Origin of the sequence: Streptomyces longispororuber, from assembly GCF_014656095.1 — a bacterium.
Classification (GTDB): Bacteria; Actinomycetota; Actinomycetes; order Streptomycetales; family Streptomycetaceae; genus Streptomyces; species Streptomyces longispororuber.
In genome coordinates, this window is sequence record NZ_BNBT01000006.1 from 117,690 (window position 1) to 130,357 (window position 12,668).

8 protein-coding genes are annotated in these 12,668 nt (G+C 72.5%); 4 read left to right on the top strand and 4 right to left on the bottom strand.

Translation table 11 applies throughout. From position 1 onward, the window contains the following. Nucleotides 1-27: 27 nt before the first annotated feature. The 3 genes from IE330_RS03720 to IE330_RS03730 form a co-directional block, all read right to left on the bottom strand. The gene (locus tag IE330_RS03720) at nt 28-1,260 is read right to left on the bottom strand and encodes a branched-chain amino acid ABC transporter substrate-binding protein (protein WP_190134372.1); all 1,233 of its coding nucleotides are present in this window, start codon (nt 1,258-1,260) and stop codon (nt 28-30) included. 1,149 nt (nt 1,261-2,409) lie between these two features. After that, the gene (locus IE330_RS03725; RefSeq protein WP_190134373.1) at nt 2,410-2,877 is read right to left on the bottom strand and encodes a PaaI family thioesterase; all 468 of its coding nucleotides are present in this window, start codon (nt 2,875-2,877) and stop codon (nt 2,410-2,412) included. A 56-nt stretch (nt 2,878-2,933) separates the two neighbouring features. Next, nucleotides 2,934-5,213, bottom strand: coding sequence for an FdhF/YdeP family oxidoreductase (locus IE330_RS03730; RefSeq protein WP_190134374.1), 2,280 nt, complete (start codon nt 5,211-5,213; stop codon nt 2,934-2,936). A 182-nt stretch (nt 5,214-5,395) separates the two neighbouring features. On the opposite strand from IE330_RS03730, the gene polA reads away from it, so the two are divergent. The 4 genes from polA (at nt 5,396) to pgfA (ending at nt 11,690) form a co-directional block, all read left to right on the top strand. After that, nucleotides 5,396-8,125 (top strand): DNA polymerase I, encoded by a 2,730-nt coding sequence (polA, locus tag IE330_RS03735; RefSeq protein WP_190134375.1) that lies wholly within the window; start codon nt 5,396-5,398, stop codon nt 8,123-8,125. 336 nt (nt 8,126-8,461) lie between these two features. Next, entirely contained in the window at nt 8,462-10,309 is a 1,848-nt protein-coding gene (locus IE330_RS03740; RefSeq protein WP_190134376.1) for a lytic transglycosylase domain-containing protein, read from the top strand. Nucleotides 10,310-10,526: 217 nt separating this feature from the next. After that, nucleotides 10,527-10,661, top strand: a complete 135-nt coding sequence (locus tag IE330_RS03745) for an SPW_0924 family protein (protein ID WP_190134377.1) — start codon at nt 10,527-10,529, stop codon at nt 10,659-10,661. 12 nt (nt 10,662-10,673) lie between these two features. After that, a complete protein-coding gene (pgfA, locus tag IE330_RS03750; protein WP_190134378.1) occupies nt 10,674-11,690 on the top strand; it encodes a cell envelope lipid trafficking protein PgfA in 1,017 nt (338 codons plus the stop codon). Nucleotides 11,691-11,844: 154 nt separating this feature from the next. On the opposite strand, the gene IE330_RS03755 is transcribed toward pgfA, so the two are convergent. Further along, nucleotides 11,845-12,668 (bottom strand): ATP-dependent helicase C-terminal domain-containing protein (locus IE330_RS03755; protein ID WP_308438978.1); only part of this gene is annotated, 824 nt, incomplete at its 5' end.

The window sequence follows — 12,668 nt, forward strand, 5'->3', positions numbered from 1 at the left end:
TGTGTCAATGGGTGCGTGGGGTGGGTGTCAGCGCGGCTTGTAGGCCTCGCTGAACTTGGACTCCCACTTGTTCTGCTTGTTGACCTGGTAGGCGGTCATCATGGTGTTCGTGGTGTCGCCGTACTCGTCGAAGGAGACGGTGCCGGTGACGCCGTCGAACTTGACCTTGCTCATGGCGTCGAGGACTTTTTCGCGGCTGTCCGAGGGGAGCTTTCCGTCGTTGTCGTCGACGACGATCTTCACGGCTTCGATGATGGCCCAGGTGGCGTCGTAGGTGCCGCCGCCGTAGGTCTCCATGTTCTCTTTGTAGTTCTTGTTGTATTCCTCGATGAACTTCTTCGCGGAGTCGAGTTCCTCGACGGGTTTGCCGACGGAGGTGCCGAGGTCGCCGACGGCCTTCTTGTTGAGCTTGGGGAATTCTTCGCTCTTCATGCCGTCGCCGCCCATGAGCGGGATCTTGGCGCCGGATTCCTTGAGCTGTTGGCTGAGGGGGGCGGCGGCGGGGTATTCGCCGCCGTAGTAGACGGCCTGGGCGCCTTTGCCCTTCACCTTGGAGACGACGGACTTGAAGTCGCGGTCCTCGGGGTTGACGTGGTCCTGGCCGACGATCTTTCCGCCGAGGTCGGTGAAGGTGTCCTTGAAGGAGGCGGCGAGGCCGGCGCCGTAGGTCTTCTGGTCGTCGATCAGGTAGACCTTCTTGATGTTCGCCTTCTGGTAGAGGTACTGGGCGGCGAACTGGCCTTGGACCTGGTCGGTGGTGGCGGTGCGGAAGAAGGTCTTGAACTGGCGCTTCTTGTCGCCCTTCTTCCAGCCGTCGCCCTGGGTCAGCTCGGTGCCGGTGTTGGCCGGGGAGATCTGGGTGAGGCTGGCGTCGTTGAAGGGCTTCTGCATCGACTGGGAGACGCTGGAGTTCAGCGGGCCGACGACGCCGAGGACGTCGTCGTTGCTGATGAACTTCTGGGCGTTCTGGCCGCCGACGGAGGGCTGGGCCTGGTCGTCGAGGGGCTGGAGCTTGAACTCCACGCCGTCGACGGTGTTCTCCTTGTTGGCGGTCTTGACGGCCAGTTCGGCGGAGTTGCGCATGCCGATGCCGAGGGCGGAGAGGTCGCCGGTGAGGGGGGCGTCGAACCCGATGACGACGGTCTTCTTGTCCCCGGCGTTGTCGTCGTTGTTGTCCTTGTCGCGCGACCCGCAGGCGGTGAGCGTGAGTGCCCCGGTGGTCAACACCGTGGTGAGGATGAGCGCGGAACGGTTTCGCACGATTGGTCCTTTCCCCAGGCGCGGCCCTCTGCTGAGGGGCCGTGAAGATCGCCGGGCCGTACTGGTGGTGGTACAGGGCCGTGCAATTCAGTTCGCGCCCGGCGGCGCGGTGACTGGCCGTGACTCTAAGGGCCTTATTGATCCTGGAGGAGTGGTCGGACCTAGGCTGTGACGCTCTTGTTATGCCACGGAGTATTCCGCGCTGGCCCGCAGGGGGCGGTTGTGGCGGAATATGCACGCTTCGGCGCATCCGGCGTGGTGGCGGGTGCAGGACTGTTTCCGCGTTTCACTCATGACGCCGGTGTTCGGGGGGTCGCGGAGGGGCTCCCGCGAAAAAGATCTTCCAGCCCCTGCCCCGGCTTCTCGATCTTGTTTCGCACCGGGTGTCCGTATTACGCAGTGTTACGCGAAAGAAAGGGAGCCCCGCATTCCGTCCCCTTTCCCGCGTTCGCGGATGTGCATGGTCAGGAGTGTTTTAGCGGAGCACTCCTGTTTTTCCGGTGAAGCCCCACCCCGCACCCCAGGCCTGCACGGCGGCACCGGGCCCCGGCACCGGACGCTGCGCACGGCGCGGTCATCCAGCCCGTCCGGCGTCCGGGGACGAGCGCGGAGCGCGAAGGGCTCAGCTCCGTTTGGCGTTCGGGGGGCGGTGGCGGGTGCGAGGTGCGTGGGCCCGGCTCGGCCGGTGCCTGGTGGCGGCGCGTGACGCGAGGGCCGGGTTGGCCCGGTGTGGGACGCTGCGCCCGGCGCGGGTATCCAGCCCGTCCGGCGTTTGAGGACGAGCGCGGAGCGCGATGGGGTTGGGCGTGCCTGGTGTCCGGGGGTGGGTGCGCGGCGCGCAGGCTGGGCCGGTGTCGGACCCTGCGTGCGGCGCGGTCATCCAGCCCGTCCGGCGTTTGAGGACGAGCGCGGAGCGCGAAAGGGGTGAGCTCGCCCGGCGTCGAGGGTCAGACGCGAGGAGCGCGGATCACGGTCCGGCGCTAGCGGCCGGGCGCACCGCGCGAAGTGGTCGAGCCCGTCCGGCGATTGAGGACGAGGCCGGAGGCCGATCGGAGGCGGCCGCGCCGGGCCTCAGGCCGATCGGCGGCGCCGCGCCGGGCCGGAGGCCACCGATCGGCCGGGAACACGAGAGCGGCAGAGCCCGAGCGGTCAGCTCGAACCCGGCCCGGCAGGGCGGAGGACGCAGGTGAGCCGCGCGCTGCACACCCGCCGCCCCTCCTCGTCCGTGATGGCGACTTCGTACGTCGCCGTCGTACGCCCCCGGTGCACCGGCGTGGCCACGCCGGTGACGAGCCCGGAGCGCACCCCCCGGTGGTGGGTGCAGTTGAGATCGACGCCCACGGCGACCTTCCCGCTGCCTCCGTGGAGCATGGAGCCGACCGAACCGAGCGTCTCGGCGAGGACGGCGGAGGCCCCGCCGTGCAGCAGCCCGTACGGCTGGGTGTTGCCCTCCACGGGCATCGTGCCGACGACGCGCTCGGCGGAGGCCTCGAGCACCTGTACGCCCATGCGGCTGCCGAGGTGCCCGGCGGAGAAGAGGGCGGGCAGGTCGACGCCGAGCGCGGCGTACTCGTCGATGACCTCTTGCGGGAACTTCGTTGTGTGCTGCTCGCCCATGGGCCGGGCTCCGTTCGTCGACGACACCTGAAGGTCAGCTTCCGCTGAGCGAACGCTCAGTCGGTGGCTGATTGTTCCAGCCGTACGACGACGGACTTGCTGGCGGGGGTGTTGCTGGTGTCGGCGGTGGCGTCAAGGGGGACCAGCACGTTGGTCTCGGGGTAGTAGGCCGCCGCGCAGCCGCGGGCCGTCGGGTAGCGCACGACGCGGAAACCGGGCGCGCGCCGCTCGACGCCGTCCCGCCACTCGCTGACGAGGTCCACGTACGCGCCGTCGGCGATGCCGAGCGCGTCGGCGTCGGCGGCGTTGACGAGGACGACGCGGCGGCCGTTCCTGATGCCGCGGTAGCGGTCGTCGAGGCCGTAGATGGTGGTGTTGTACTGGTCGTGGGAGCGCAGGGTCTGGAGCAGCAGGCGGCCCTCGGGCAGGGCGGGGTACTCCACGGGCGCGGCGGTGAAGTTGGCCTTGCCGGTGGCGGTGGGGAAGCGGCGCTCGTCGCGCGGGGCGTGCGGGAGGGCGAAGCCGCCGGGGCGGGCCACGCGGGCGTTGAAGTCCTCGAAGCCGGGGACGACGCGGGCGATGCGGTCGCGTACGCGCGCGTAGTCCTTCTCGAACTCCTCCCAGGGGGTGGCGGACTCGGCGCCGAGGACGCGGCGGGCCAGGCGGCACACGATGGCGGGCTCGGAGAGGAGGTGGGGGCTCGCGGGCTCCAGGCGGCCGCGGGAGGCGTGCACCATGCCCATGGAGTCCTCGACGGTGACGAACTGCTCGCCGCCGGCCTGGCGGTCGCGTTCGGTGCGGCCGAGGGTCGGCAGGATCAGGGCGCGGGCGCCGGTCACGGTGTGGGAGCGGTTGAGCTTGGTGGAGACGTGGACGGTGAGGCGGGCGCGGCGCATGGCGGCCTCGGTCACGTCGGTGTCGGGGGAGGCGGAGACGAAGTTGCCGCCCATGGCGAAGAACACCTTGGCCTCGCCGTCGCGCAGGGCGCGGATGGCGCGGACGACGTCCAGGCCGTGGTGGCGGGGCGGGGCGAAGCCGAACTCCTTCTCCAGGGCGTCGAGGAAGGCGGGCGCGGGGCGTTCGAAGATGCCCATGGTGCGGTCGCCCTGCACGTTCGAGTGGCCGCGCACGGGGCAGACGCCCGCGCCGGGGCGGCCGATGTTGCCGCGGAGCAGGAGGAAGTTGACGACTTCGCGGATGGTGGGCACGGCGTGCTTGTGCTGGGTGAGGCCCATGGCCCAGCAGACGACGGTGCGCTCGGAGGCGAGGACCATGCGCAGGGCGCGCTCGATGTCGGCGCGCTCCAGGCCGGTGGCGGTGAGGGTCTCGTCCCAGTCGGCGGCGCGCGCGGCGGCGGCGAAGTCCTCGTACCCGTGGGTGTGCTCGCGGACGAAGGCCTCGTCGACGGCGCCTTCGGTCTCCAGGATCAGCTTGTTGAGCAGGCGGAAGAGGGCCTGGTCGCCGCCGATGCGGATCTGCAGGAAGAGGTCGGTGAGGGCGGTGCCCTTGAGCATGCCCTGGGGGGTCTGCGGGTTCTTGAACCGCTCCAGGCCGGCTTCGGGCAGCGGGTTCACCGTGATGATCTTCGCGCCGCCGCGCTTGGCCTGCTCCAGGGCGGAGAGCATGCGCGGGTGGTTGGTGCCGGGGTTCTGTCCGGCGACGATGATCAGGTCGGCCTGGTGGAGGTCTTCCAGGAGGACGCTGCCCTTGCCGACGCCGAGGGTCTCGGTGAGGGCGGACCCGGACGACTCGTGGCACATGTTCGAGCAGTCGGGGAGGTTGTTGGTGCCCAGTTCGCGGGCGAAGAGCTGGTAGAGGAACGCCGCTTCGTTGCTGGTGCGGCCCGAGGTGTAGAAGACGGCCTCGTCGGGGGAGTCGAGCGCGGTCAGCTCCTCGGCGACGATGTCGAAGGCCCGCTCCCAGGAGACGGGTTCGTAGTGCTCGGCGCCTTCCGGCAGGTACATGGGGTGGGTGAGGCGGCCCTGCTGGCCCAGCCAGTACCCGCTGCGGGTGGCGAGGTCGGCCACGGGGTGCGCGGCGAAGAAGTCGGGGGTGACGCGGCGCAGGGTGGCCTCTTCGGCGACGGCCTTCGCGCCGTTCTCGCAGAACTCCGCCGTGTGCCGGTGCTCGGGCTCGGGCCAGGCGCAGCCGGGGCAGTCGAAGCCGTCCTTCTGGTTGACCCGCAGCAGGGTCAGGGCGGTGCGCCTGACGCCCATCTGCCGCTGGGCCACGCGCAGGGTGTGTCCGATGGCGGGCAGCCCGGCGGCGGCGTGCTGGGCCTGGGTGACCTGCGGTGCGTCCTGGACCGGGTCGCCCTTGGGGGGCTTGGTGGCCATCGTCTGCTCCTCGTCGAGCCGAGCGTGTGCGATACGTCTCGATCCTGCCACGGGGGACTGACAGCGGGTCCGCCCGGGGCGGGGCGGGCCCGGTGCGGGACGGGCGGTCGCGGGGCGACGCGTCGGCGGGTGGCCGCGGGAGACGGGCGGGAGTGTCAGTGGGGCGTGGCAGGATCGGGGGCGTGGCAGAGAAAGCATCGAAGAAGACCGAGAAGACGACCGCCGGCGATCGGCCGCGCCTGCTCCTGATGGACGGGCACTCCCTGGCCTACCGGGCGTTCTTCGCGCTGCCCGCGGAGAACTTCACGACGGCGACGGGCCAGCCGACGAACGCGATCTACGGCTTCGCGTCGATGCTGGCGAACACGTTGCGTGACGAGGCGCCCACGCACTTCGCGGTGGCCTTCGACGTCTCGCGCAAGACGTGGCGCTCCGAGGAGTTCGCGGAGTACAAGGCGAACCGCTCGAAGACCCCGGACGAGTTCAAGGGTCAGGTGGAGCTGATCGGGGAGCTGCTCGACGCGATGGGCGCGGTGCGCTTCGCGGTGGACGGCTTCGAGGCGGACGACGTCATCGCGACGCTGGCCACGCAGGCCGAGGCGGCGGGCTTCGAGGTCCTGATCGTCACGGGTGACCGGGACTCCTTCCAGCTCATCACCGACCACGTGACGGTGCTGTACCCAACCAAGGGCGTCTCGGAGCTGACCCGTTTCACCCCGGAGAAGGTGCAGGAGAAGTACGGCCTGACCCCGAGCCAGTACCCGGACTTCGCGGCGCTGCGCGGCGACCCGTCGGACAACCTGCCGGGCATCCCGGGCGTCGGTGAGAAGACGGCAGCGAAGTGGATCAACCAGTTCGGTTCGTTCGCGGAGCTGGTGGAGCGCGCCGAGGAGGTCAAGGGCAAGGCGGGGCAGAACCTCCGCGACCACCTGGAGGCGGTGAAGATGAACCGCCGGCTCACGGAGATGGTGCGCGACGTGGAGCTGCCCAAGACGGTCGCCGACCTGGAGCGCGCTCCGTACGACCGCAAGGCCGTCGCGATGGTCCTGGACACGCTGGAGATCCGTAATCCGTCGCTGCGGGAGCGGCTCCTGGCGGTGGACCCGGGTGCGGAGGAGGTCGACCGGGCGCCCGTCACCGAGGGCGTGGACGTCGACGGCGTGGTCCTCGGCACGGGCGAGGTCGCCCCGTGGCTGGCCGAGCACGGCGACGCGGTCCTGGGGCTCGCGACGGTCGACTCCTGGTCGCTGGGTACGGGCTCGGTGACCGAGGTCGCGCTCGCCGCGGCCGGGGGAGCGGCGGCCTGGTTCGACCCGGCGCAGCTCGACGAGGCGGATGAGCGGGCGTTCGCGTCCTGGCTGGCGGACGCCGCCAAGCCGAAGGTGCTGAACAACGCCAAGGCGGTCATGCGGGTCGCCGCCGAGCACGGCTGGCGCGTCGAGGGCGTCACGATGGACACCGCCCTGGCGGCGTACCTGGTCAAGCCGGGCCGCCGCTCCTTCGACCTGGACGCGCTGTCCCTGGAGTACCTGGGCCGGGAGCTGGCTCCGGCGGCCGCGCCCGACGGGCAGCTCGCCTTCGGTACGGAGGACGACGAGCAGGCCGGTGCCGAGGCCCTGATGGTGCAGGCGCGCACGATCCTGGACCTGGGCGCGGCGTTCGGCGAGAAGCTCACGGAGGTCGGCGCGGCCGGGCTGCTCACCGACGTGGAGCTGCCGACGTCCGCGCTGCTCGCCCGTCTGGAGCGGCACGGCATCGCCGCCGACCGGGGCCATCTGGAGTCCATGGAGCAGCAGTTCGCGGGCGCCGTGCAGCAGGCGGTGAAGGAGGCGCACGCGGCGGCGGGCCACGAGTTCAACCTGGGCTCGCCCAAGCAGCTCCAGGAAGTCCTCTTCGGCGAGCTGGGCCTGCCGAAGACGAAGAAGACGAAGACGGGGTACACGACCGACGCCGACGCGCTCGCCTGGCTCGCCGCCCAGACGGACAACGAACTGCCGGTGATCATGCTCCGCCACCGCGAGCAGGCCAAGCTGCGCGTCACCGTGGAGGGCCTGGTCAAGTCGATCGCCGCGGACGGCCGCATCCACACGACGTACAACCAGACGGTGGCCGCCACCGGCCGCCTGTCGTCGACGGATCCGAACCTGCAGAACATCCCGGTGCGCACGGACGAGGGCCGGGCCATCCGCCGCGGCTTCGTCGTCGGTGAGGGCTTCGAGTCCCTGATGACGGCGGACTACAGCCAGATCGAGCTGCGCGTGATGGCGCACCTGTCGGAGGACGAGGGCCTCATCGAGGCGTTCACCTCCGGTGAGGACCTGCACACCACGGTCGCCTCGCAGGTCTTCGGCGTGGAGCGCTCCGGCGTCGACGCGGAGATGCGCCGCAAGATCAAGGCCATGTCGTACGGCCTGGCGTACGGCCTGTCGGCGTTCGGCCTGTCCCAGCAGCTCAACATCGAGGCGGCCGAGGCGCGCGCCCTGATGGACACGTACTTCGAGCGGTTCGGCGGGGTGCGCGACTATCTGCGGCGGGTGGTGGACGACGCCCGCGCCACCGGGTACACGGAGACGATGCTGGGCCGCCGCCGCTATCTGCCGGACCTCAACAGCGACAACCGGCAGCGGCGGGAGATGGCCGAGCGGATGGCGTTGAACGCGCCGATCCAGGGCACGGCCGCCGACATCGTGAAGGTCGCCATGCTGAACGTGGACCGGGCGCTGCGGGAGGCGGAGCTGACCTCGCGGATGCTGCTCCAGGTTCACGACGAGATCGTCCTGGAGATCGCCCCCGGCGAGCGGGAGGCCGTGGAGGAGCTGGTGCGCCGGGAGATGGCCGGCGCGGTGTCGCTGCGCGCGCCCCTGGACGTGTCGGTGGGCGTCGGCGCCGACTGGGAGTCGGCGGCGCACTAGCCGCGGCCCGGGTGTCCGGCCGGGGAGCACCCCCGGCCGGGCACCCGGCACGCTCCCGCCTGCCTGGGCCCCCGCCCCCGGCCGGAGGGTGCGGAGCCGGACGGCCCGCCGCTGGGCCGGCCCACGCACCCCCGCCGGTACGCGAAGATGAACGTGCGCGGTCCGGTGGCGGAACGGGGACAGGGTTGTGACTGGCCAATCCGACAAAATCGGACGCGAACAGGTGTCTCGCCTCGGCGAGTTGTCGTAGTGTCGCCTGAGCCGTCTCCCGAGGGCGCCGGAGCGGGCGCCGGGACGGCGGCGAGCAGGGTCGGCAAAGGGGAGGGATTCACGGACATGGCGCCGGTTATCGGCAAGCGGCTCCGCAAGGCGACGGTGACCACCGCGGTCGCGGCCGCCGCGGTGGCGGCCCTGGCCGCCTCGCAGGCCCCGGGTGTGGCGACGACGGACAAGGCGCAGGGCGAGCAGGCCGCCGACACCACGCCGCCGCCGGGCGGCGACTCCGCGACCGGCAACTCGCCCTACTACACGGACCTGCCGCCCCTGCACAGCCCGGTGCCGCCCACGTCCAAGCCGGGCGGCGCCAAGGGCGACCCGGAAGCCGGCCTCCCGGCCACCGTCCTGGACGCGTACAAGAAGGCCGAGGCGGCCGTGCGTACCGCCAAGCCGGGCTGCAACCTCCCCTGGCAGCTCCTCGCGGCCATCGGCAAGGTCGAGTCCGGCCAGGCCCGCGGCGGCCGCGTCGACGACGAGGGCACGACGCTCACGCCGATCCTCGGCCCGGTCCTCGACGGCAACGGCTTCGCGAGGATCACCGACACCGACGGCGGCGCGTTCGACGGCGACACCACGCACGACCGGGCCGTCGGCCCCATGCAGTTCATCCCCTCGACGTGGGCGACGTCGGGCCAGGACGGCAACGGCGACGGCGAGAAGGACCCGAACAACATCTACGACGCGGCCCTCGCCGCCGCGCACTACCTGTGCGGAAGCGGCCGCGACCTCTCCGTCACCGGCGACCTGCACGCCGCGATCCTCAGCTACAACCGCTCCACGGAGTATCTGAACACGGTCCTGTCGTGGCTGGAGTTCTACCGCAAGGGCACCCACGAGATCCCCGACGGCACCGGCCGGCTGCCCGACGACCGCAGCGACGAGCAGCCGCGGCGCCCCGGCCCGACCACGCCGCCGTCGACGCCCCCCTCCCTCCTGCCCGACCCCACGCCGCTGGAGCGGCAGGGCCACTACACGCCGCCGCCCGCGGACGGCTCCGGCAAACCGGGCAACGGCGGCAACAACGGCAACAACGGCAACGACGGGGGCAACAACGGCGGCTCGCAGAAGCCGGGCGGCGACGGCAAGCCGCAGAAGCCCGACCCCAAGCCGAACCCGCAGGACCAGGTCGCCCGCCTGGAGAACGCGGGCCCGCCCGCGCTCACCGCGACCGCGGGCGAGGCCTTCGAGCGGCGCGCCGTGGTGCGGGCCGAGACCGGGTCGGGCCGCGGCGTGCCCAAGGCCAAGATCCGGTTCACGATCAGCGGCAAGACCGACACCCGCTTCGAGGGCGGCGTGCGCAGCGTCACCGTCACCACCGGCGGCTCCGGCGTCGCCACCTCGCCGAAGCTGACGGCGGGCGAGACCACCGGCACGTTCACCGTCCGCGCCCTGGTCGTCGGCCGCTCCCTGGACCGGGTGGAGGTCCCCGGCACGGTCACCTCCCGCAAGGCCGACGCCCTGACCCTCCTCAACGAGGAGCCGCAGGTCTGCGAGGCGGGCAAGGCGTTCGCCGACCGCGTCGCGGTCGCGGCGACGTACGAGAAGAAGCCGCTCGCCGGTGCCGCGGCCACCGCCACGCTGGTCAAGGCGGCGGACGACCCGGCCGTGAACGACAAGGGCCCCTACTTCAAGGACGCCGCGGGCAAGCCGGTGCGCGTCCTCAAGGGCCTCACGACGGACGCGCGCGGCAAGCTGCTGCTGCCGAAGCTGTACGCGGGCGACGCGGCGGGCACGTACCTGCTGCGCGTCGTCGCCGACGGCGGTGCCACGCTCGTCGTCGAGCTGAAGGTGACGGCCCCGGCCGCCGGTGAGCCCGACGAGTCGCAGTCGCCGTCGGCCACCCCGTCCGGCTCCGCGTCCCCGTCCACCGGTTCCTCCCCGTCCGCCGGCTCGTCCCCGGGCGCCTGACGAGGGCCCGCCCCGCCTGACGAGGGCTCGCCCGCCAGGACACCCCGCCGCCCCCGCGCCCCCGAGGCGCGGGGGCGGTGCGCGTGCGGCCGCCTTCGGGCCCGGGTGCCCCGCGCGACCTGTTCTCATCTCACCCGCGCGTTGCTACGGTGCCCCCGCCTGACGAACTGTCAGCTCGCCTCGGCCCGTCCGGCCCGAGCCCGCCCGGGAGGCCCGTATGCGTGCCCTCATCGCCGCCGCCACCGGCCTGGTCGCCGCCCTCGCCCTGGTGCTCACCGTCACCGCCGTCGGCGTCCCGTCCGGCGGGACCTCGCCGAAGCCGCTGCTCACCACCGTCCCCGAGCACCCGTAGGGAGGGGCCGCGATGCGCCGCAAGGCCGGCCTGGTCCTGCTCGCCCTCGCCGTGTTCTTCGCGGCCCTGGCCCCGCTCCTGCGCTGGTACGCCTACCCGCGCCTGGTCAAGGTGCCGCCGGACCGGTACGAGACGATGGTCCTGGAGGCGAGGCCCGCCACGCTCATCGACTACGGCACGATGAAGGCGAAGAAGGTCCCCAAGGTCACCGTCGTGCAGACCCTCAAGGGCAACGTGGAGGCCTCCGAGGAGATCGAGAAGGGCGACGACTCCGACCGCGACGTCGTCGTCTGGGACGCCCTGTCGTACGTCCAGGGCCCCGACGGCAAGATGGTCTCCAAGGTCCCCGAGCGCTACGCCTTCGACGCGCACACCCAGGAGCCCGTGCACGCGCGCGGCGAGATGGTCGACGGCGACCCGGTCCGCCGCGAGGGCATCGAGTTCAAGTGGCCGTTCGGGACGGAGAAGCGGGACTACGCCTACTTCGACGCGCAGGCCCGCGTCACCGCGCCCATCCACTACCAGGGCACCCGTACGTTCCGGGGCCTGGAGGTCTACTACTTCGAGCAGACCATCCCCTGGACCAAGGTGCCGCTGCCCCGGACGCTGCCCGTCGAGGGCCTCACGCGGGAGTCCGTCGCCAGGACCGGCACCACGCGCTGGTACACCACGGTCCGCAAGTTCTGGGTCGAACCGGTCACCGGGGCGCCCGTGTACGGCGAGGAGATCCACAAGGAGGAGCTGCGCGGCGGCACCCTGCTCGGCGACCGCGACAAGGTCACCGCGTTCTCCGGGCACGTGAAGATGCGTGAGGACTACATCCGCCACACCGTCGACATGGTTTCGTCCCAGCGCCTGCTCGTGCTGCTCATGACGTCGTACCTGCCCTGGGGCTTCCTCGGCCTGGCCGGACTCCTGCTGGCCCTGGCCCTGTGGCTGGAGGCACGCGGGCGTAGGCCCGGCCGCCCGGCGGCGGCGACGGGCGCGGAGGCCCGCCCGCAGCCGGCGGACGGCCGGCCCCCGGCCTGAGCGGCCCGCCCACGCCCAGGGCCCACCACGCCCAGGCCCCGCCCACGCCCAGGCCCGCCCACGCCCAGGCCCACCCGCGCCCAGCCCACCCGCGCCCAGGCCCGCGTGCGCCCGCGCCCAGGCCCGCATGCGCCCGCGCTCAGGCCCGCCCCCCTCAGCCCCGCCCCGCCCGCTCCTGGCGGGCCTTGGTGTGCCGGGTCGCCACGGCGTGCGCCGGGTCCTCGGGCCAGGGGTGCTTCGGATAGCGGCCGCGCAGTTCCGCCCGCACCGCGCGGTAGCCGTCGCGCCAGAACGACGCCAGGTCGGCGGTGACGGCCGCGGGACGCCCCGCGGGCGACAGCAGGTGCACGAGCAGCGGCACCCCCGCCACCCGCGGCGTCTCGTCGAGCCCGAACATCTCCTGCAGCTTCACCGCGAGCACCGGCCGCTCCGGGTCCGCGTAGTCCACCCGGATCCGCGAACCGCTCGGTACCTGCACGCGCTCCGGCGCCAGCTCGTCCAGGCGCGCCGCCGCACCGCCCGCCCACGGGAGCAGCCGCGCCAGCGCCTGCCCGGCGTCGATCCGGGCCAGGTCCGCGCGGCGCCGGGCCCGGCCCAGCTCCGGCTCCAGCCACGCCTCGGGGGCGGCGAGCAGCGCCGCGTCGGACACGTCCGGCCACGGCTCGCCCAGGTGCAGCCGCAGGAACCGCAGCCGGTCCCGCAGCACACCGGCGTCCCTGTCCCAGCGCAGCAGCGCCACCCCCTCCCGCCGCAGCCCGTCCAGCAGCGCCTGCCGTACGAGGCCGGGGTCCGGGTCCGTGAGCGGCCGCACCGCGAGCTCCACCGCGCCGAGCCGCTCCACGCGCCGCGCGACCACGTCCCCGTCCGCCCAGGCGACCTCCTCGCCCTCCGCGTACAGGGGCGCGGCGGCGACGCGGGCGGCGTCCTCGTCGACGGCCGCGGCGCGCCGTACGCGCGCGTGCCGGGCCCCGGCGGCGC

Coding starts and splice junctions, on each gene's coding strand:
- IE330_RS03725 (WP_190134373.1), bottom strand. CDS start 2,877: ATGGGCGAGCAGCACACAACGAAGTTCCCGCAAGAGGTCATCGACGAG.
- pgfA (WP_190134378.1), top strand. CDS start 10,674: ATGCGCCGCAAGGCCGGCCTGGTCCTGCTCGCCCTCGCCGTGTTCTTC.
- IE330_RS03740 (WP_190134376.1), top strand. CDS start 8,462: ATGGCGCCGGTTATCGGCAAGCGGCTCCGCAAGGCGACGGTGACCACC.
- IE330_RS03745 (WP_190134377.1), top strand. CDS start 10,527: ATGCGTGCCCTCATCGCCGCCGCCACCGGCCTGGTCGCCGCCCTCGCC.
- IE330_RS03730 (WP_190134374.1), bottom strand. CDS start 5,213: ATGGCCACCAAGCCCCCCAAGGGCGACCCGGTCCAGGACGCACCGCAG.